Source organism: Shinella zoogloeoides (assembly GCF_020883495.1).
GTDB classification, from domain to species: Bacteria; Pseudomonadota; Alphaproteobacteria; order Rhizobiales; family Rhizobiaceae; genus Shinella; species Shinella zoogloeoides.
This window is the reverse complement of record NZ_CP086610.1, coordinates 2,250,164-2,269,642: the sequence shown is the minus strand read 5'-3', so window position 1 is coordinate 2,269,642 and position 19,479 is coordinate 2,250,164. Positions and strand designations below refer to the sequence as shown.

At 64.7% G+C, this 19,479-nt stretch carries 19 protein-coding genes; 14 read left to right on the top strand and 5 right to left on the bottom strand.

Annotated elements, in window-relative coordinates; translation table 11 throughout:
• Window positions 1-24: 24 nt before the first annotated feature.
• Window positions 25-1,233: a glutamine-hydrolyzing carbamoyl-phosphate synthase small subunit gene (gene carA, locus K8M09_RS11315; protein ID WP_160786962.1), complete on the bottom strand. Its 1,209-nt coding sequence runs from the start codon at window positions 1,231-1,233 to the stop codon at window positions 25-27.
• A gap of 322 nt (window positions 1,234-1,555) precedes the next feature.
• On the opposite strand from carA, the gene K8M09_RS11310 reads away from it, so the two are divergent.
• The gene (locus K8M09_RS11310) at window positions 1,556-2,005 is read left to right on the top strand and encodes a GatB/YqeY domain-containing protein (protein ID WP_206366683.1); all 450 of its coding nucleotides are present in this window, start codon (window positions 1,556-1,558) and stop codon (window positions 2,003-2,005) included.
• Between the two features lie 136 nt (window positions 2,006-2,141).
• The gene (gene dnaG / locus K8M09_RS11305) at window positions 2,142-4,133 is read left to right on the top strand and encodes a DNA primase (RefSeq protein ID WP_160786917.1); all 1,992 of its coding nucleotides are present in this window, start codon (window positions 2,142-2,144) and stop codon (window positions 4,131-4,133) included.
• Between the two features lie 65 nt (window positions 4,134-4,198).
• On the opposite strand, the gene K8M09_RS11300 is transcribed toward dnaG, so the two are convergent.
• Complete coding sequence (locus K8M09_RS11300; RefSeq protein ID WP_160786918.1) at window positions 4,199-4,582, bottom strand: VOC family protein; 384 nt, start codon at window positions 4,580-4,582, stop codon at window positions 4,199-4,201.
• A gap of 142 nt (window positions 4,583-4,724) precedes the next feature.
• Here K8M09_RS11300 and recQ point away from each other — a divergent pair, with 142 nt between their 5' ends.
• On the top strand, window positions 4,725-6,599 hold the full coding sequence (gene recQ, locus K8M09_RS11295) for a DNA helicase RecQ (RefSeq protein ID WP_160786919.1): 1,875 nt from the start codon (window positions 4,725-4,727) through the stop codon (window positions 6,597-6,599).
• A gap of 18 nt (window positions 6,600-6,617) precedes the next feature.
• Here the strand turns inward: recQ and K8M09_RS11290 are convergent, their stop codons facing one another.
• Window positions 6,618-7,388, bottom strand: a complete 771-nt coding sequence (locus K8M09_RS11290; RefSeq protein ID WP_160786920.1) for an SDR family oxidoreductase — start codon at window positions 7,386-7,388, stop codon at window positions 6,618-6,620.
• A 217-nt stretch (window positions 7,389-7,605) separates the two neighbouring features.
• Here K8M09_RS11290 and K8M09_RS11285 point away from each other — a divergent pair, with 217 nt between their 5' ends.
• The 6 genes from K8M09_RS11285 (at window position 7,606) to rpoD (ending at window position 14,080) form a co-directional block, all read left to right on the top strand.
• Window positions 7,606-8,334 (top strand): class I SAM-dependent methyltransferase, encoded by a 729-nt coding sequence (locus tag K8M09_RS11285; protein ID WP_160786921.1) that lies wholly within the window; start codon window positions 7,606-7,608, stop codon window positions 8,332-8,334.
• A gap of 118 nt (window positions 8,335-8,452) precedes the next feature.
• On the top strand, window positions 8,453-8,908 hold the full coding sequence (locus K8M09_RS11280; RefSeq protein ID WP_160786922.1) for a GFA family protein: 456 nt from the start codon (window positions 8,453-8,455) through the stop codon (window positions 8,906-8,908).
• Window positions 8,909-8,957: 49 nt separating this feature from the next.
• Window positions 8,958-10,145 carry a glycine C-acetyltransferase gene (locus K8M09_RS11275; RefSeq protein ID WP_160786923.1) on the top strand — a complete coding sequence of 396 codons (1,188 nt, stop codon included), beginning with the start codon at window positions 8,958-8,960 and terminating at the stop codon, window positions 10,143-10,145.
• A gap of 32 nt (window positions 10,146-10,177) precedes the next feature.
• Window positions 10,178-11,215 carry an L-threonine 3-dehydrogenase gene (tdh, locus tag K8M09_RS11270; protein WP_160786924.1) on the top strand — a complete coding sequence of 346 codons (1,038 nt, stop codon included), beginning with the start codon at window positions 10,178-10,180 and terminating at the stop codon, window positions 11,213-11,215.
• A 46-nt stretch (window positions 11,216-11,261) separates the two neighbouring features.
• Window positions 11,262-11,609 (top strand): GFA family protein, encoded by a 348-nt coding sequence (locus tag K8M09_RS11265; RefSeq protein WP_160786925.1) that lies wholly within the window; start codon window positions 11,262-11,264, stop codon window positions 11,607-11,609.
• Between the two features lie 419 nt (window positions 11,610-12,028).
• Complete coding sequence (rpoD, locus tag K8M09_RS11260; RefSeq protein WP_160786926.1) at window positions 12,029-14,080, top strand: RNA polymerase sigma factor RpoD; 2,052 nt, start codon at window positions 12,029-12,031, stop codon at window positions 14,078-14,080.
• Window positions 14,081-14,175: 95 nt separating this feature from the next.
• On the opposite strand, the gene K8M09_RS11255 is transcribed toward rpoD, so the two are convergent.
• Window positions 14,176-14,748: a transglycosylase SLT domain-containing protein gene (locus K8M09_RS11255; RefSeq protein WP_160786927.1), complete on the bottom strand. Its 573-nt coding sequence runs from the start codon at window positions 14,746-14,748 to the stop codon at window positions 14,176-14,178.
• A 300-nt stretch (window positions 14,749-15,048) separates the two neighbouring features.
• On the opposite strand from K8M09_RS11255, the gene K8M09_RS11250 reads away from it, so the two are divergent.
• Window positions 15,049-16,155 carry an ABC transporter substrate-binding protein gene (locus tag K8M09_RS11250; RefSeq protein ID WP_160786928.1) on the top strand — a complete coding sequence of 369 codons (1,107 nt, stop codon included), beginning with the start codon at window positions 15,049-15,051 and terminating at the stop codon, window positions 16,153-16,155.
• Between the two features lie 76 nt (window positions 16,156-16,231).
• Here the strand turns inward: K8M09_RS11250 and K8M09_RS11245 are convergent, their stop codons facing one another.
• On the bottom strand, window positions 16,232-17,878 hold the full coding sequence (locus tag K8M09_RS11245) for an alpha/beta hydrolase (RefSeq protein WP_160786929.1): 1,647 nt from the start codon (window positions 17,876-17,878) through the stop codon (window positions 16,232-16,234).
• A gap of 160 nt (window positions 17,879-18,038) precedes the next feature.
• Between K8M09_RS11245 and K8M09_RS11240 the strand changes: the two genes are divergently transcribed.
• The 4 genes from K8M09_RS11240 to K8M09_RS11230 all read left to right on the top strand — a co-directional run bounded on the left by K8M09_RS11240 (window position 18,039) and on the right by K8M09_RS11230 (window position 19,469).
• Complete coding sequence (locus tag K8M09_RS11240) at window positions 18,039-18,434, top strand: DUF1801 domain-containing protein (RefSeq protein WP_160786930.1); 396 nt, start codon at window positions 18,039-18,041, stop codon at window positions 18,432-18,434.
• Window positions 18,435-18,509: 75 nt separating this feature from the next.
• Window positions 18,510-18,863 carry a DUF1428 domain-containing protein gene (locus K8M09_RS11235; RefSeq protein ID WP_160786931.1) on the top strand — a complete coding sequence of 118 codons (354 nt, stop codon included), beginning with the start codon at window positions 18,510-18,512 and terminating at the stop codon, window positions 18,861-18,863.
• A 54-nt stretch (window positions 18,864-18,917) separates the two neighbouring features.
• Window positions 18,918-19,043, top strand: coding sequence for a hypothetical protein (locus tag K8M09_RS23660; protein ID WP_267500138.1), 126 nt, complete (start codon window positions 18,918-18,920; stop codon window positions 19,041-19,043).
• 75 nt (window positions 19,044-19,118) lie between these two features.
• Window positions 19,119-19,469 carry a nuclear transport factor 2 family protein gene (locus K8M09_RS11230; RefSeq protein ID WP_160786932.1) on the top strand — a complete coding sequence of 117 codons (351 nt, stop codon included), beginning with the start codon at window positions 19,119-19,121 and terminating at the stop codon, window positions 19,467-19,469.
• The last annotated feature ends 10 nt before the right edge of the window (window positions 19,470-19,479 follow it).

Below are 19,479 nucleotides of genomic sequence, written 5' to 3'. Positions count from 1 at the left end.
TCGCACGCATGGAGGAAGAGGCGCTTACGCCCGTTCCGGGATGGCTGCCTCGCCCTTCTTCTCGCGCACCAGATTGATGAAGCGGCGGAAGAGGTAGTGGCTGTCCTGCGGGCCGGGGGAGGCTTCCGGGTGGTGCTGCACGGAGAAGACCGGCTTGCCGACAAGGCGCAGGCCGCAATTCGTGCCGTCGAAGAGCGAAACGTGGGTTTCCTCGACGCCGTCCGGCAGGGTGGAGGAGGCGACGGCGAAGCCGTGGTTCATCGAGACGATCTCGACCTTGCCGGTCGTGTGGTCCTTCACGGGATGGTTCGCGCCGTGGTGGCCCTGGTGCATCTTTTCGGTCGTCGCGCCCACGGCGAGGCCGAGCATCTGGTGGCCGAGGCAGATGCCGAAGATCGGAATACCCGTCTCGATCAGCGTCTTGATGACCGGCACGGCATATTCGCCGGTCGCCGCCGGGTCGCCCGGGCCGTTGGAGAGGAAGATGCCGTCCGGCTTCAGCGCCAGAACGTCCTCGGCGCTGGAGGTCGCCGGCATGACGGTGACCTTGCAGCCGAGGCCCGTGAAGAGGCGCAGGATGTTGCGCTTCACGCCGTAGTCGAGCGCAACGATGTGGTATTTCACGTCGCCGTCGGGAAGGTCTTCGTAGCCCTCGTTCCAGACCCACGGCTCCTCGCTCCAGCGCGAGGACTGGCCGGAGGAGGCGACCTTGGCGAGATCGAGGCCGACGAGGCCGCTCCAGGCCTTGGCCTCGGCCTTCAGCGTCTCGATGTCGAAGACACCGTTCGGATCGTGGGCGATGACCGCGTTCGGCGCGCCGTTCTCGCGGATCCAGGCGGTCAGCGCGCGGGTGTCGATGCCCGAAAGGCCGATGATGCCGCGCGCCTTCAGCCAGGCGTCGAGATGCTTGGCCGAGCGGTAGTTCGACGGATCGGTGATGTCGGCCTTGAAGATGGTGCCGACCGCGCCATGGCGGGCGGCGGGCGTCAGGTCCTCGATGTCCTCGTCATTGGCGCCGATATTGCCGATATGCGGGAAGGTGAAGGTGACGATCTGGCCGAGATAGGAGGGGTCGGTCAGTATTTCCTGGTAGCCCGTCAGCGCCGTGTTGAAGCAGACTTCCGCCGTCACCTTGCCGGTGGCGCCGATGCCCTTGCCTTCGATCACCGTACCGTCGGCAAGGACGAGCAGGGCGGTGGGCTTTTCAGTGGTCCATGCGGGGGTCGAGGTCATAGTCATCCCGTTTCCGGTGCCGGGCGCTGGCTTGAAAGCCGAGAGGCCGGGCACCATTTAAGGTCGCAGGCAAAGGCGCGCGGAAACCCGCGTTGGTTCGCCCTGATTGCCAATTTTCGTGCAGGTGCCGGAAAATAGACAAAGCAGGGGGCGGGGTCAACCGTTGCCTGTGGATTGCGCGGAATTATAAAGCGTTTGAAATCAATCGCTTGCGTAATCCGTTTGCCGGCGGACCCTCCGCCGGTCTATGAGCATGCACAATCGAACGACGATAGAGGCCGAGCCGCGCATCCCGCGAAGGCAGCCTCCCATGGAGAAAATGATGCGCGATACCATCGCAAACGCCTTGAAGGATGCACTCAAGGCAAGAGACGCCTGCCGTGTTTCCACGCTGCGCCTGATCCAGGCCACGCTGAAGGACCGCGACATCGCCAACCGCGGCGCCGGCAAGGGGCCGGTGGAGAATGACGAGCTGCTGCAGATTCTCGCCAAGATGATCAAGCAGCGCGAGGAATCCGCGAAGATCTTCGCCGAAAACGGCCGCCCGGAACTCGCCGCCCAGGAGCGCGAGGAAATCACGGTGATCCAGGGCTTCATGCCCGAGCAGCTCTCCGACGAGAAGGTCAGGGAGCTGATTGCCGGCGTCATCGCCGAAATCGGCGCGCAGGGCCTGCGCGACATGGGCAAGGTCATGGCCGTGCTCAAGGAGCGCCACCCCGGCCAGATGGACTTCGCCAAGGCTTCCGGCGTGGTGAAGGACCTGCTGAAGTAAGCCGGCGCACGGCATTCGAACGAAAGGGCGGCTCTGGCCGCCCTTCTTGTTTCCACCTGTGAATTGCTGTGGGCGGGCGACTAGCGCTGGCGGCGGGCCGCCCGCATGGTTATATGGACCCCGACCCGAGGTATCCATGCGCTTTTCCAACGCCTTCCTAGACGAGATTCGCGACCGCGTTTCCATTTCGGACGTGATCGGCCGGCGTGTGACCTGGGATCGCAAGAAGACCAATGTCTCGCGCGGCGACTACTGGGCCTGCTGCCCGTTTCACGGCGAAAAATCGCCGTCCTTCCACTGCGAGGACCGCAAGGGGCGCTACCATTGCTTCGGTTGCGGCGTCTCGGGCGACCATTTCCGCTTCCTCACCGATCTTGAAGGGCTGTCCTTCCCGGAGGCCGTGCAGCAGATCGCCGACCTCGCGGGCGTCGCCATGCCCCAGCCGGACCGCGAGGCCGAGCAGCGCGAGAAGGAGCGCATGGGCCTCGTCGAGGTCATGGAGATGGCGACCCGCTTCTTCGAGGACCAGCTTCAGACGCCGGGCGGCGCCAAGGCGCGCGCCTATCTTCGCGACCGCGGCCTGACCGGCCGCGCCATCGAGACCTTCCGCCTCGGCTATGCGCCGGAAAGCCGCAATGCGCTGAAGGAATTCCTCGCGGGCAAGGGCGTGCCGAAGGAGGCCATCGAGGCCTGCGGCCTCGTCGTACACGGGCCTGACATTCCCGTTTCCTACGACCGCTTCCGCGACCGCATCATGTTCCCCATCCTCTCGGTGCGGGAAAAGGTCATCGCCTTCGGCGGGCGGGCCATGTCGCCGGATGCGCCGGCGAAATACCTCAATTCCAACGAGACAGAACTCTTCCACAAGGGCAGCGTGCTCTACAACCATGCCCGCGCCCGCAAGGCGGCGCAGGGGGCGGGCCGCGCCGGGCAGGACGACAGGGCGGGCGGCACGGTCATCGCGGTCGAAGGCTATATGGACGTGATCGCGCTCTATCAGGCCGGCATCGAGAATGCCGTCGCTCCGCTCGGCACGGCGCTCACCGAAAACCAGCTCGAACTCCTCTGGAAGATGACGCCGGAGCCGGTGCTGTGTTTCGACGGAGACGGGGCGGGCATCCGCGCGGCGAACCGCGCCGCCGATCTGGCGCTGCCCTTCATCAAGCCGCAGCGGACCGTGCGTTTCGCCCTGCTGCCGGACGGCAAGGACCCCGACGATCTGGTGCGCCATGAGGGCCGCGCGCCGTTCGACAAGGTGATGGCCGGGGCGCAGCCGCTTGACGGCATGATCTGGAACCGCGAGGTGCAGGGCACGAATTTCGACACGCCCGAAAGCCGCGCCGCCCTTGAGGCGCGTTTACGGCAGGTCACGGCGGTGATCGCCGACGAGGATGTGCGCCGCCATTACCAGCAGGCCATGCGCGAAAGGCTGAACACCTTCTTCCGCCCGCCCCAGCGGCAGGGCGGCAGCGGCTTTTCCGGCAACCGGCAGCCGGGCAGGGGCGGCGGACGCGGCGGCCCGCAGGGCAATGCGGTGCCATCGGGCATTTCCGACCGGCTCGCCCGCTCCGCGCTGGTGCGCGGCGCGCAGGAACTGCCGGCACTACGCGAGAGTGTGCTGGCGCTTACCGTGGTCAACCATCCCGGCCTCCTCTTCAGCGATTATGACGAAATCGCCATCATCGAATACGAGAACCGCGACCTGCAGCGCCTCTGGTCCTCGCTTCTCGGCATCGCCGGCGCCGTCGGCGCGCGGCTCGACCGCGACCGGCTGATAGAAGAGCTGGAGGCCCAAGGCTTCGACACGCTGCTGCGCGGTCTCGACCAGCAGATCCGCAATTCCCGCCTCTGGACCGCGACGGCGGAAGCCGCACCGGAAGATGCCCGCGAAGGCTACCTCCAGGCGCTCGCCCTCCACAAGCGCACCCGCGCGCTCCTCTGGCAGCGCCGTGAACTCGAACGTGAGCTTGCCGTGGCGACGGAGGAGGGCGACGGCGAGCGCGTGCCGCAAATCCTGCGCGCCCTGCAGGAGGTGCAGTTGGAAACCGTCCGCATGGAGAACCAAGAAGCCATCATCGAGGGCTTCGGTGTGCTCTCCGGCCGGGTGAAGGGGCCGGCAGGGAAATAATCCGTTTCTGCCACGCCTCATGGCGTCATCGCGCGAAGCCGCTGTGTGCTTCGGCCGGAAACGTCCTAGCTGTCGTAGACGATGGCGAGCTTGTTTCCCGAGGGATCCCGCACATAGGCGGAGTACCAGTTCGGGCCGTAATGCGCGCGAGGGCCGGGCGGGCCTTCATCCGTCCCGCCAAGGGCGAGGGACGCAGCGTGAAAGGCATGCACCTCATCGTGCGAGGCGGCCACAAAGCCGATCATCGTGCCGTTCCCGGCGCTGGCCGGCGCACCGTCGAAGGGCGTGCAAAGCCAGAGCTTGAAGCCGCCTTCGCCGCCGCCCTTGGTATAGCTGCGCCATCCCGGAAATTCGGAATGCATCGCCCAGCCGATGGTCGAGAGCACGGCATCGTAGAATGTGGCTGTCGCCGCGGCGTCGGAGGCGCCGAGTGTTGCATAGGCATCCATTTTTCGCTCCCTCTCAATTTTTTGCAACTTACTCTTGAAATCAGAACAAATCAAGAACATTGTGTGTGAAGACGAAAGTCGCCGGTCGGGTGGTTGCCGACATTGCCGGGCTTGGCCAGAATGGGGGAAGAAAGTGCAGGTCATGAGTCACGCCAGTTTCCCCAATCCTCCCGGTCCATTGTCGGCCCTTTTCGCCGCGCCTGCCGCCGATCCGCTCGACGTGCTCAAGCGCGTCTATGGTTACGATGCCTTTCGCGGCAAGCAGCAGGCGGTGGTGGAGCATGTGACGGCGGGCGGCGATGCCGTGGTGCTTTTCCCGACGGGCGCGGGCAAGTCGTTGTGCTTCCAGATTCCGGCCCTTTGCCGCGAGGGTGTCGGCATCGTCATCTCGCCGCTGATCGCGCTGATGCGCGACCAGGTGGAGGCGTTGAAGCAGCTTGGCGTCAGGGCGGCGGCGCTCAATTCGTCGCTGTCGCGCGAGGAGTTCTTCGCGGTGCGCGACGCCATGCGCAGCGGCGATCTCGATTTTCTCTATGTGACGCCTGAGCGCATCGTCACGGATGGCTTCGCAGAGCTGGTCGCGGGTGCGCGCATCGCGCTCTTCGCAATCGACGAGGCACACTGCGTCTCGCAATGGGGCCATGATTTCCGGCCGGAATACCGCACGCTCGGCCTGCTCGGCGAGCGTTATCCCGGTGTGCCGCGCATGGCGCTGACGGCGACGGCCGATCCGCATACGCGCGACGATATCATCGAGCGCCTCGGGCTGGAGGAGGCCGAGGTCTTCACCACCAGCTTCGACCGGCCGAACATTTCCTACGAGATCGCCGAGCGCGACCAGCCGCGCCAGCAGCTCCTGCGTTTCCTGTCGCGTCATCAGGGCGAGAGCGGCATCGTCTATTGCCTTTCGCGCGCCAAGGTGGAGGATACGGCCGACTGGCTGAATGCGCAGGGCGTCCGCGCGCTGCCCTATCATGCCGGCTTCGACCGGGCGGTGCGCGACGCCAATCAGGATGCGTTCCTGAAGGAAGAGAATCTCTGCCTCGTCGCCACCGTCGCCTTCGGCATGGGCATCGACAAACCGGATGTGCGTTATGTCGCCCATCTCGACCTGCCGGGTTCCGTGGAGGCCTATTATCAGGAGACCGGGCGCGCGGGGCGCGACGGGCTGCCCTCGAATGTCTGGATGGCCTATGGCATGGCCGATGTCGTGCAGCGCCGCAAGATGATCGACGAGGGCGGGGCGGCGGACGAGATCAAGCGCATCGAGCGCGCCAAGCTGACGGCGCTGCTCGCCATCTGCGAGACGGCCGGCTGCCGGCGCAAGGCGATCCTTGCGCATTTCGGCGAGGCGCATGCGGGCGGCTGCGGCAATTGCGATACCTGCCGCAACCCGGTCGAGACCTGGGACGGCACGGAGGCCGCCATCAAGGCGCTCGCCGCCGTCTATCGCACCGGCGAGCGTTTTGGCGCGGGGCATGTCATCGATGTGCTGATGGGGACGGTCAACGAGAAGACGGAACGGTTCGGCCATACGGAAATGCCGGTCTTCGGGGCGGGCAAGGATATTGCGCCGCGCATCTGGCAGTCGATCTTCCGGCAGTTGCTGGCCATGGGCCTGATCAGTGTCGATCATTCTGCCTATGGCGCGCTGAAGCTCGAGCCGGAGGCGCGGGCCGTCTTCCGCCATGAGCGCGAGGTGCTGTTCCGCAAGGATCGGCCGCAGGCGGGCGGGCGCAAGGCGCGCGCCGGCAGTTCTCCGGCCGCGCGCGAAAAGTCCAACCTCTCCGGTTCCGATCTGGCGCTGTTCGAGCTGCTGCGCGCCGAGCGTCTTTCCATCGCCAAGGATCTCGACGTGCCGCCCTATGTCGTCTTCCCCGATACGACGCTGATTGCGCTTGCCAAGGAGCGGCCGCGCGACCTTGAGGAGCTGCTGGACATTCCCGGCATCGGCGTTTCGAAGCGCGACCGTTTCGGCGAGGCTTTTCTCGCGGTGATCGACGAGTTCACGGATTAGCGGCGAGGTGGGCGGCCGTCACATCCTGACCGTCATCCCGCCGTCCACCACCAGCACATGGCCGTTGACGAAGGAGGCAGCGTCGCTGGCGAGGAAGAGGGCGGCGCCGGCGATTTCGTCGGGGCGCGCCCAGCGCTGCGCGGGAATGCGCTGGCGCACAAAGGGCATCAGGTCGTCGTTGGCGGCCATGGCGGCGTTGGTCTCCGTTGCGAACCAGCCGGGGGCGATGGCGTTGCTGGTGATGCCGTGCGGGCCGTATTCGACCGCCATGCTGCGCATCAGGCCGGTGAGGCCCTGCTTTGCGGCGGGGTAGATGCCGTCGTTCGGCATGGCGACATGGCCGCCGATGGAGGTGACGGAAATCAGACGGCCGTGGCCGTTGCGCTTCATCAGGGCGGCGGCATCGCGCGAAAGGCTGGCGGCGGCGGCAAGGTCGGTCAGGATCAGGTCGTCGATCGCCTCGTCGTCGAGGTCGGCGAGCGGGCGACGGTCGCGGGCGCCGACATTGTTGACTAGTACGTCGAGTCGTCCGTGCCGGCGCTCGATATCGGCGAGCGCGGCGCGTTGGGCGGGACGGTCGGCGATGTCGAAGGCGGTTGCGGAGGCGCTGCCGCCGGCCGCCGTGATTTTCGCCACGGCCTCGTCGAGCGTCGCGGGCGTGCGGCCCGTCAGCACCACATGCGCGCCGGCTTCCGCGAGCGCGTTGGCGATCTCGAAGCCGAGACCACGCGCGGCGCCGGTGACGAGGGCAACGCGGCCCTTCTGGGAGAACCTGTCCAAAATCGTCATTGCCGCTTCCTTTCGTGGCGCCAACGGATAGGGGCAGGTGGCTTCTGTCAAGTCCGGGGAAATCGCGTGGGGCCGTAAGGGGCGTCTTGCTCGCGGTGTTCCGGCCGGAGAGGGGGCGGGTAACGGTTCGGGCAATCTGCGATCCATTCCCGTGGTCAGGCGGACGGGTTTGTCCTTTGTTGAAAACGGGGTATGTCCCCGGTGAGAGGATTTTCCAATGGCCCAGAATATTTATGACCAGCCGGCCTTCTTCGAGGGCTACAGTAACCTTCCCCGCTCGGTTCATGGGCTTGCCGGGGCGGCGGAGTGGGAATCGGTGCGCGCGCTGCTGCCCGATCTGAAGGGGCGGCGCATCGTCGATCTTGGCTGCGGCTTCGGCTGGTTCGCGCGCCATGCGGCGGCGGAGGGGGCGGAAAGCGTGCTCGGCCTCGACCTTTCGGAAAACATGATCGCACGGGCGAAGGCCGAGACGCAGTCGCCGGCCGTGCGCTACGAGATTGCCGACCTCGACCGGCTCGAACTGCCGGAAGGCGCTTTCGATTTCGCCTATTCCTCGCTCGCCTTCCACTATATCGCGGATTTCGGCCGGCTGGTGCGCAGCATCCATGCGGCGCTGGTGCCCGGCTCGTCTTTCGTCTTCACCATCGAGCATCCGCTTTATATGGCGCCCTCACAGCCCGACTGGGCGGAGGTGGATGGCAGGACGGTCTGGCCGGTGGATGGTTATCTCGTCGAAGGCCCGCGCACGACGGACTGGCTCGCCAAGGGCGTCGTCAAACATCATCGAACCATCGGCACGACGCTGAACGCGCTGGTTTCGGCCGGCTTCGTCATCCGCCATGTCGAGGAATGGAAACCGAGCGCGGCGCAGCTTGCCGAGCATCCCGAATGGCAGGTGGAGCTGAACCGGCCGATGTTCCTGCTGATTGCCTGCGAGCGGCCCTGAAAAGGGGTCGGTGGCCCTTTACGCGGGCCGCCGCTGCGCTAGAACTATGTTCTGGAGCCATATGCGCCGGCGCTACGATAACAAGACAAGCCGGCGTCGATCGGAGGGGGAGCCGAATATGCCGCGACCGACCTTGCCGCTGAACGGAGCCTGCCGTTGCGGGCGGGTGCAAATCCGCATCAGCGCGCCGCCGCTTTTGACCATGGCCTGCCATTGCACCGGCTGCCAGCGCATGTCCGGCAGCGCCTATTCGCTGAGCGCGGCCATCCCGTCGCAAGGCTTTGCCGTCACGGTCGGCGCGCCAGTCGTTGCCGGGGCCAGTCCTGAGGCGGGGCACCATTTCTGCCCGGATTGCATGACATGGATGTTCACGCGGCCGGCGGGTATGGATTTCTTCGTCAATGTCCGGCCGACCATGCTCGAAGACGCAAGCTGGTCCAGCCCCTTCATCGAGACCTATACGAGCGAGAAGCTTGCCTGGGCCACGACGCCTGCCGCGCACAGCTACGAGAAATTCCCGCCGATGGAAGACTACGAGGGGCTTGTCGCAGCCTATGCGGCGAGCGTTGCCTGAGCCGTCGCCGCTTCGAACCGATTTTCCTTCCAGCCGTGAGTGCGTGCCCATGACCTCCGCTTTCCTTGCCCATCTCCAATCCGAAATCGAAGGCCTGAAGGCCGCCGGCCTCTACAAGGCCGAGCGCGTGATCACCTCCAAGCAGGCCGGCGAGATCGCCGTCGCCTCCGGCGAGCGCGTGCTGAACTTCTGCGCCAACAACTATCTCGGCCTTGCCGATAACGAGGAACTGGCCGAGGCCGGCAAGAAGGCCCTCGACCGCTATGGCTACGGCATGGCCTCCGTGCGCTTCATCTGCGGCACGCAGGAAGAGCACAAGCAGCTCGAGGCGCGCATCTCCTCCTTCCTCGGGCAGGAGGATACGATCCTCTATTCCTCCTGCTTCGATGCCAATGGCGGCCTGTTCGAGACGCTGCTTTCCGAGGAGGACGCCATCATCTCCGATGCGCTGAACCACGCCTCGATCATCGACGGCGTGCGGCTCTCCAAGGCCAAGCGCTTCCGCTATGCCAACAACGACATGGCAGCGCTGGAAGAGGAGCTGAAGAAGGCGGAAGGCAGCCGCTTCAAGATGATCGCCACGGACGGCGTCTTCTCGATGGACGGCATCATCGCCAATCTTGAGGGCGTCTGCGATCTTGCGGAGAAATATGGCGCGATGGTCATGGTGGACGACAGCCATGCGGTTGGTTTCGTTGGTAAGCATGGCCGCGGCTCGGCGGAGCATTGCGGCGTGGAGGGCCGGGTCGATATCATCACCGGCACGCTGGGCAAGGCGCTCGGCGGCGCTTCCGGCGGTTATACGTCCGGCAAGCGCGAGGTGGTCGAATGGCTGCGCCAGCGCTCGCGGCCCTATCTCTTCTCCAATACACTCGCCCCGGTCATCGCGGCCGCCTCGCTGAAGGTCTTCGACCTCATCGACAATGGTGATGCGCTCAGAAAACGGCTGTACGCCAATGCCGATCTCTTCCGTGCGGAGATGACGAAGCTTGGCTTCACGCTTGCGGGGGAGGGGCACCCGATCATTCCCGTCATGCTGGGCGATGCGAGCCTTGCTCAGGAAATGGCGAGCCGCATGCTGGCGAAGGGCGTCTATGTCATCGGCTTTTCCTTCCCCGTCGTGCCGCGCGGGCAGGCGCGCATCCGCACCCAGATGTCGGCCGCCCATAGCGAGGCGGACGTTCGCAAGGCGATCCAAGTCTTCGCCGAAGTCGGGCGCGAACTGGGCGTCATTTGAGAGTCTTCTGAATCCCTTGCGGAGTTTTCGTCATGTCGAACATGATGCGTGCGCTGGTTAAAGCAAAACCTGAAGTCGGTCTCTGGATGGAAAATGTGCCGGTGCCGGAGGTCGGGCCGAACGACGTGCTGATCCGGGTGAAGAAGTCTGCGATCTGCGGCACGGACGTGCATATCTGGAACTGGGACCAGTGGGCGCAGAAGACCATTCCTGTGCCCATGGTGGTCGGTCATGAATTTGTCGGCGAGATTGCCGAGGTCGGCTCGGCGGTCACCAAGTACCGTGTCGGGGAGCGCGTCTCGGGCGAGGGGCACATCGTCTGCGGCAAGTGCCGCAACTGCCGCGCCGGGCGCGGGCACCTCTGTCACTATACCAAGGGCGTTGGCGTCAACCGGCCGGGCTCCTTCGGCGAGTTCGTCTGCATTCCCGAGCACAATGTCGTGCCGATCCCGGACGACGTGCCGGACGAGGTGGCGGCGATCTTCGACCCGTTCGGCAATGCCGTTCACACGGCGCTCTCCTTCGACCTCGTCGGCGAGGATGTGCTGGTGACGGGGGCGGGGCCGATCGGCATCATGGGGGCGATGGTGGCGAAGCGCTCGGGTGCGCGCAAGGTCGTCATCACGGATATCAATCCGGTGCGCCTCGACCTCGCCCGCAAGGTCGGCATCGATCATGTGGTCGATGCCTCGAAGGCTGATCTTGCCGAGGTGATGGGCCAGATCGGCATGACGGAGGGTTTTGACGTCGGCCTCGAAATGTCGGGCGCGCCGCCGGCCTTCCGCTCGATGATCGAAACGATGAACAACGGCGGCAAGATCGCCATTCTCGGCATCGCGCCGGACGGTTTCGGCATCGACTGGAACAAGGTGATCTTCAAGATGCTGACGCTGAAGGGCATTTACGGGCGCGAGATGTTCGAGACCTGGTACAAGATGATCGCCTTCGTGCAGGGCGGGCTGGACCTTGCGCCGATCATCACGCACCGCATCGGGATCGACGACTTCCAGGAGGGTTTCGAGGCGATGCGCTCGGGCAATTCCGGCAAGGTCGTCATGGATTGGTATTGAGGCCGCCTACGGAAGCGTTTGGCGTTTAACGGAAGGAGGATTTCTGATGAAATACGAGGGAAGCTGTCATTGCGGCAATGTCGCCTTCGAGGTGGAGGGCGAGTTCGATTCCGCCATGGACTGCAACTGTTCCATGTGCCGGCGGCGCGGCGGCCTGCTCGCCTTCGTGCCGGCGGAAAACCTGCGGCTGACGACGCCGAAGGAGAAGGTCTCGACCTACACGTTCAACCGTCACGTCATCCAGCACCATTTCTGCGCCAATTGCGGCATCGCGCCCTATGGCGAGGGAAGCGACCCGAAAGGAAACAGGATGGCGGCGGTGAACCTGCGGTGCATTCCGGCCATCGATCTGGAGACGCTGAGGATCGACAAGGTGGATGGCCGCTCGTTCTGAGCGGGGCGGTGAGTCGTTCGCGTCAATCCGCTGGATTTCGCGAGGCTGCCGGCCCTTGTCTTTCCGGGATTTGCGCCTACATGAGGCTCAATCGCCCGGATCCGCCGACCTGCCTGTCTGCGAACCCGAATCGGAACCTTTTGCGGCTTTTTTGCCGGAAAAGCTTGACGTAACCGAAAATTCTGGGAATCACCATTGTTGGCTGAGAAGGAATGGGTACGGCGGATCGGGAAGTCATGTCAATTATGTTGCTTGCGCAACATTCCCACGGACCCGCGAGCCGGGATGTGGTTAATCGGGATTTAATTGTCAATCCGTTAGGTCAGGGACGCTGATTCGCGTTTGCGCATGCCGAAGGGCGATCGGCTGCGGAACCCCTACCGCTTGGAAACTGGTGCTCAGGAAAGCGACGAAGTAATATGGCGACAAAGGTCAAAGAGAACGAGGAAGTCGAAAACGAACGCGAAGGCGCATCCGACGGCCCTCTTCTCGATCTTTCCGATGATGCCGTCAAGAAGATGATCAAGGCCGCCAAGAAGCGCGGCTATGTCACGATGGATGAGCTGAACTCCGTCCTGCCGTCCGAGGAAGTCACCTCGGAGCAGATCGAGGACACGATGGCCATGCTTTCGGACATGGGCATCAACGTCATCGAGGACGAGGACGCCGAAGAGGCGGCCCAGACCGAGGACGAAGGCGGCGACGACGACAACGAGAGCGAAGGCGGGGAGCTTGCCTCTTCCGGCGGCACCGCGCTTGCGACCGCCAAGAAGAAGGAGCCGACGGACCGCACGGACGACCCGGTGCGCATGTATCTGCGCGAGATGGGTTCCGTCGAGCTTCTGTCGCGCGAAGGCGAAATCGCCATCGCCAAGCGCATCGAAGCCGGCCGCGAGACAATGATCGCCGGCCTCTGTGAAAGCCCGCTGACGTTCCAGGCCATCATCATCTGGCGCGACGAACTCAACGAAGGCCAGACGCTGCTGCGCGAGATCATCGATCTCGAGACGACCTATTCCGGTCCCGAGGCGAAGGCTGCCCCGCAGTTCCAGAGCCCGGAAAAGATCGAGGCCGATCGCAAGGCGGCCGAGGAAAAGGAAAAGAACCGCAAGCCGCGCGCGGCCAACGACGACGACATCACCAATGTCGGCGGCGAGGGCCTGCCGCCGGAGGAAGAGGAAGAGGACGACGACGAGTCGAACCTCTCGCTCGCCGCCATGGAAGCGGAACTGCGCCCGCAGGTCATGGAGACGCTCGACACCATTGCCGAGACCTACAAGAAGCTGCGCAAGCTGCAGGACCAGCAGGTGGAAGCCCGCCTGCAGGCGACCGGCACGCTCTCGCCCGCCCAGGAGCGCCGCTACAAGGAGTTGAAGGACGAGCTGATCACGGCCGTGAAGTCGCTGTCGCTCAACCAGAACCGCGTTGATAGCCTCGTCGAGCAGCTCTACGACATCTCCAAGCGCCTGATGCAGAACGAGGGGCGCCTGCTGCGCCTTGCCGAAAGCTACGGCGTCAAGCGCGACTCGTTCCTGGAACAGTATTCCGGCGCGGAACTCGATCCGAACTGGATGAAGTCGATCGCCAACCTTGCCGCCCGCGGCTGGAAGGAGTTCGCCAAGAACGAGAACACGACGATCCGCGACATCCGTCAGGAGATCCAGAACCTCGCCACGGAAACCGGCATTTCCATCGCTGAGTTCCGCCGCATCGTCTCGATGGTGCAGAAGGGCGAGCGCGAGGCGCGCATCGCCAAGAAGGAGATGGTGGAAGCCAACCTCCGTCTCGTGATCTCGATCGCCAAGAAGTACACGAACCGTGGCCTTCAGTTCCTCGATCTCATTCAGGAGGGCAATATCGGCCTCATGAAGGCGGTCGACAAGTTCGAGTATCGCCGCGGCTACAAGTTCTCGACCTATGCGACGTGGTGGATTCGTCAGGCGATCACCCGTTCCATCGCCGACCAGGCCCGCACGATCCGTATTCCGGTGCATATGATCGAGACGATCAACAAGATCGTCCGTACCTCGCGCCAGATGTTGCACGAGATCGGCCGCGAGCCGACGCCGGAAGAACTGGCCGAAAAGCTCGCCATGCCGCTCGAAAAGGTCCGCAAGGTCCTGAAGATCGCCAAGGAGCCGATTTCGCTGGAAACGCCGGTCGGTGACGAAGAAGACAGCCACCTCGGCGACTTCATCGAGGACAAGAACGCGCTTCTGCCGATCGACGCCGCCATCCAGGCGAACCTGCGCGAGACGACGACCCGCGTTCTGGCCTCGTTGACGCCGCGCGAAGAGCGCGTCCTGCGCATGCGCTTCGGCATCGGCATGAACACGGACCACACGCTGGAAGAAGTCGGCCAGCAGTTCTCGGTCACCCGCGAACGTATCCGCCAGATCGAAGCGAAGGCGCTGCGCAAGCTGAAGCACCCGAGCCGCAGCCGCAAGCTGCGCTCGTTCCTCGATAGCTGAGGCGACGAAGAAACGAAAAAGCCCCGCGAACCGGAAGGTCGCGGGGCTTTTTGTTTATGGCGGCAGCCGGACGCGGGGCGCCCGCTTCGCGCGGTTTACCAGCCGCCGCAGCTCTTCAACTGGTGCGAATACTTCACCGCCATGGTCGCCGCCCGCTTGCCGCCGGCCTTCGCCGTCGAACTCCAGTTGCCGCGCTGGTAGCCGGTATGGCCGTGGTAATAGGCGATGTAGAGCCGGTAGGTGTCGTTGAGGGCGATGCCGTTCTTGCGGTTGCTCTCGCTGTGGTACCAGCCGATGAAGCGGATGGCGTCGCCGAAGTCGGTGCGCTTGGCCGTCCAGCGGCCCGTCTCACGCTTGTAGCGTGCCCAGGTGCCGTCGAGCGCCTGCGAATAGCCCAGCGCCGTCGACTGGCGTTTCCACGGAATGAAGCCGAAGAGTTTGGTGCGCGGCGGGCGGGCATTGTGCCGGAAGCCGGACTCCGCATAGACCGTCGCCATCAGCACGGGAACGGGCACGCCGTATTCGCGCTCAACGCCATAGGCGGCCTGCCGCCAGTTGTCGAAATAGCCGTCGCGCTGCTCGAAGATGGCGCAGGCGTTCTGCGTCTGTCGGGGGACGGACGCGCAGCCGGCAAGCAGCAGGAGGACGACGATCAATACGCAACGCATCGCTGATCCTCAAGATTTCTGGATATTGATAAATTGTAAATCTTAACGATTGGTTTTGATTCAATTGCGATTTGCCGCTCCCATTCATGGGAGTGATCGGCCGATCAAGGATGCAAATGCATTCTTTTGTTGCGCTTTTTGCCCTTCCGGCCTAATCAATCCGCAGCACGCCGGCCTCTCGCGCACGATTGTTCCGGACCGTGAAAGTACCCCGCCATGCCAGAGCAGACGGCAGCGCCGTCCGGACGCATGACGGTTTGCGACCGGGCCTTTCCGAGGCCCCAGTTCAGGAGATACACCATGAAGAAGCAGATTTTCGCCGGAGCCTTGCTTGCGGCTTCCGTCGCCTTTGCGCCGCTCGCGCATGCCGATATCGTCGTCGGTCTTATCGCGCCGCTCACCGGCCCGGTTGCCGCCTATGGCGACCAGGTGAAGAACGGCGCCCAGGCGGCTGTCGACCAGATCAACAAGACCGGCGGCATCCTCGGCGAAAAGGTCGTGCTGAAGCTGACCGACGATGCGGGCGAACCCAAGCAGGGCGTTTCCGCCGCTAACCAGATCGTCGGCGAAGGCATCCGCTTCGTCGTTGGCCCGGTCACCTCCGGCGTTGCCATCCCGGCTTCCGACGTGCTGGCTGAAAACGGCATCCTGATGGTCACCCCGACGGCGACCGCGCCGGACCTCACCGCCCGCGGCCTCACCAACGTGCTGCGCACCTGCGGCCGTGACGACCAGCAGGCCGAAGTCGCCGCCGCCTATGTGCTGGCCAAGCTGAAGGACAAGAAGGTCGCCATCGTTCATGACAAGGGCGCCTACGGCAAGGGCCTTGCCGACGCCTTCAAGGCCGCGCTCAACAAGGGCGGCGTCACCGAGGCGCTCTACGATTCGATCACCCCGGGCGACAAGGACTTCAGCGCGCTGATCACCCGCCTCAAGTCCGACGGCGTCGAGGTCATCTATTTCGGCGGCTATCACCCGGAAGGCGGCCTGCTGGCCCGCCAGCTCAAGGACCTCTCGGTCAACGCCACGATCATCGGCGGCGAGGGCCTGTCCAACAGCGAATTCTGGGCGATCGGCAACGAAGCTGCCGCCGGCACGCTCTTCACCAACGCGTCGGACGCGCTGAAGAGCCCCGACTCGCAGGCCGCCGTCGCCGTCCTCAAGGAAAAGGGTATTCCGCCGGAAGCCTTCACGCTCAACGCCTATGCCGCCGTCGAGGTTCTGAAGGCCGGCATCGAGAAGGCCGGCAGCGCCGATGACGCCGCCGCCGTCGCAACCGCCCTGAAGACCGGCGACGCCATCCCGACCGCCATCGGCAAGCTGACCTACGGCGAAAGCGGCGACCTCACCTCGCAGAGCTTCTCGCTCTTCAAGTGGGAAGACGGCAAGATCGTCGCCGCCGAATAAGGCGCACGGATCTGAAAATGCGAACGCCGGGGTTTTGCCCCGGCGTTTTTGTTTGTGCGGTGATGGCGCGGCCCGTTTACCGGTCCGCGCGGTATTTCTCCTTCAGCCGCGCGATGTCCGCCTCGCTCCAGTCCGTAACGTTCGTAACGGCAATCCACGGCTCGACGTAATGCTCGCCGGCATAGACGTGCCCCAGGCCCATCGGCGTGGTGGTCGCCATGGCAAGGTCGAGCGTGAGCTGCAGGAAGGTGACGACCGGATACCACTGGAAGTCCGGCGAGACATCCGGCCCGCGCGGCGCCTGCATCCAGTCGGGCTGGCGGTAGAAGGAATGCGCGTCGTAGAAGGTGATCGGGTCGCTGGCATATTGCAGGTAGACGATGCGCATCGGCCCCCAATGGTCGCCGGCTTCCGGCAGCGCGTTTCGCTGGCTGGTGAAGCGCACGTAGGAGCCGTCGCGGAAGCGCGGCAGCCAGGCAGGTGAATCGGGGTTGCGGCCGGCGGTCATCTGGCGCCAGATGCGGCTCGGGAAGGGCGGGCCGGACCACAGCGCGCCCTGATAGGGATCGCCGATGACCTCGAAGAGTTCGGCTGCCTGCTCGGAGGAAAGCGCGCCGAGGCTGAGACCGTAGAGATAGAGCTTCGGGCGATGATCCTTCGGCAGGCGCGTCCAGTGACCGTAGACGGCGCGGAAGAGCGCGCGCGAGGCCTCCGCGCCGTAATCCGGCTCGGCGAGCAGTGAGAGCCAGCTTGCGAGATAGGAATACTGGATGGCGACGCTGGCGATATCGCCATGGTGCAGGTACTCGACCGGGTCGATCCCCTCGGGGTCGATCCAGCCCGTGCCCGTGGGCATGACGACGAGCAGCGTGGAGCGCTCGAAGCCGCCGACGCGGATCAGTTCCTCAAGCGCGATCTGCGCCCGCGCCTCCGGCGTTTCAGCGGCATTGAGGCCGGCATAGACGCGCAGCGGCTCCATGGCCGGCTTGCCGGTGAAGGCGGCGATGTCGCTGGACGACGGGCCGGTCGCCACGAAGGAGCGGCCCTGTCGGCCAAGCTCGTTCCAGCGCACCAGCGAGGCGGCGCTACCCGATTTCAGCGGGTTTGTCGGCTCCGCCGTGTCCGGCTCGAACACCTGGTCGAGCCGCTGGAAGGAGGAGTCGGCCGTGTGCAGCACGAAGCGGACGAGCACCCCGTCCGCCAGCGTCCAGAAGAGGACGACGGCAAGGGCGGTGCCGATGAGCGAGGCAAGGCGCCGCGGGGCCGCGCGCTGCGACGTGCTGGCGAACAGCCGGGCGCTGAGCGTGAACAGCCGGCCGAGGCCGAGCAGCGCGAGGAAGAGCGCAAGGGCGATGAGGCCGACATAGAAGGGATGGGCCGTTTCGATCGGCGGCAGGTGCATCAGCGTGCGGATGGAATTCTGCCATTCGGCCGTGCGCCAGAGGAAGACGAGCGCCACGACGCCGCAGATGCCGCCGGCCACCGCCGTTACCCAGAGGCGCGTGCGGTTCTTCGCCTCCGGCAGTTCCAGCCAGACCCACAGGATGCTGAGAAGAACGCCGAGACCGTAACCCACCGCCATGGCGACGCCGGACAGCAGGCCCTGGGTGAGATACGTGCGCGGCAGGAGGCTCGGCGTCAGCGATGCCGCGAAGAAGAGCGTGCCCAGCATGAGGCCGCAGGCGGAGAGGGAAAGGACACGCCGCCAAAACCAGTCCCGCATTGTCTTTTCCTTTCATGCCGAGCCGTTTACGCGGCCGAAACTTGCATGACGGAGACAGCGAGGCAACAGACGATTTGCCCTGCGCATGGATGGGCGGTGGAGAAGCGTGGCAGGGCAGGGCGGTTCGCGGTAGACTGCGGGAAAACGCGGAGCCATGCCCATGATGCGCAAGGAAAAGCCGGCCGAAAGCCCTCAGGCCTATGTCGCGGCTCTCGACGGCTGGCGCCGCGCGGTCGTCGATGCGCTGCGCGCGGCCGTGCTCGCCGCCGGCGCGCTGGAAGAGCGCATCAAATGGGGGCACATCGTCTGCTTTTCCAACGGGCCGGTGCTGCTGATCCGCGCCGAGGCGGCCCGCGTGCTGTTCGGTTTCTGGCGCGGCAAGCGGCTGACCGGGATCGAGCCGCGGCTGAAGCCCGGCGGCAAATACGAACTGGCGACGATGACATTCGTGGAGGGCGATACCGTGGATCGCGGGCTTGCCGAGGCGCTGGTGCGGGAGGCCGTGCGGCTGAACGCGGCGGTCGGCGATCCGACGAAGGCGAGCGCAGAGCGATAAACGGCGGCTGCCCCCTTGTCGGATCGCCGCCGCGCCACACGTTCTTGTCATGCCCCAACCAAGGAGGAGACGAGCATGACCTATGTCGACGGATTCCTGCTGGCCGTGCCGAAGGCCAATCTGGAGGCCTACAAGGCGATGGCGCGCACGGCGGGCGACGTGTGGAAGGAACATGGCGCAATCGATTATGTCGAATGCGTCGCCGATGACGTGCCCTATGGTGAATTCACCTCGTTCCCGCGCGCCGTGCATGCGAACGATGACGAGATCGTCATCTTTTCCTGGATCACTTACGAATCCCGGGAGCGGCGCGATGCGATCGTCGCCAAGGTGATGGCCGACGAGCGTCTGCAGGGCGACGACTGGAAGGATGTCTTCGACGGCAAGCGCATGATCTATGGCGGCTTCCGGGCCTTCCTGGAATTGTGACGGGCCGGCGGGTGCGCTATCGCTGCATCCGCCTCTTACGGAAAGGACCTCGCGATGAACGATATCTACTATGCGATTGTCGGCACGACCACCGACACCAATCAGGGCCTCGGTCGCTTCATGGGCGCGATCCTCGCTTTCATCGTGGTCTTCGGCACGCTGTTCTGGGCCATCGGCTGAAGGCCCGGCCCGCCCTTGACGGAACCACGTTGCGGGGCGAACGTTTCCCTGGGCGATCAACCGGAAGGAAGAACCATGGCCGATATCGAAAGCACCAGCCGCGCCGTCATCGAGGCGCTGAACGCCCGCGACTTTTCCGCGCTCGCCGGCAGGGTCCATGAGGATGTTGCGCTTTCCGGCATCGGAGAGGGCAGCGACAACGGCCGCGAAGCGCTGCGCGACCGGCTTGCCCGCCACTTCGAGGCCCATGATGAAAGTTATGGCGACGTGCTGGTGATGAGCGATGCCTCGGGCGACAATGCCGCGATCCGCGTGACGGCGCGCGGCCGCTCGGCGGGCGGCGACAGCTATTCGAAGGAGAAGATTATCCTCCTCGAACGGGAGGACGGGGCGATCACCCGCTTTGCCATCTTCAGCGGTTCATGAAGTTGAACGC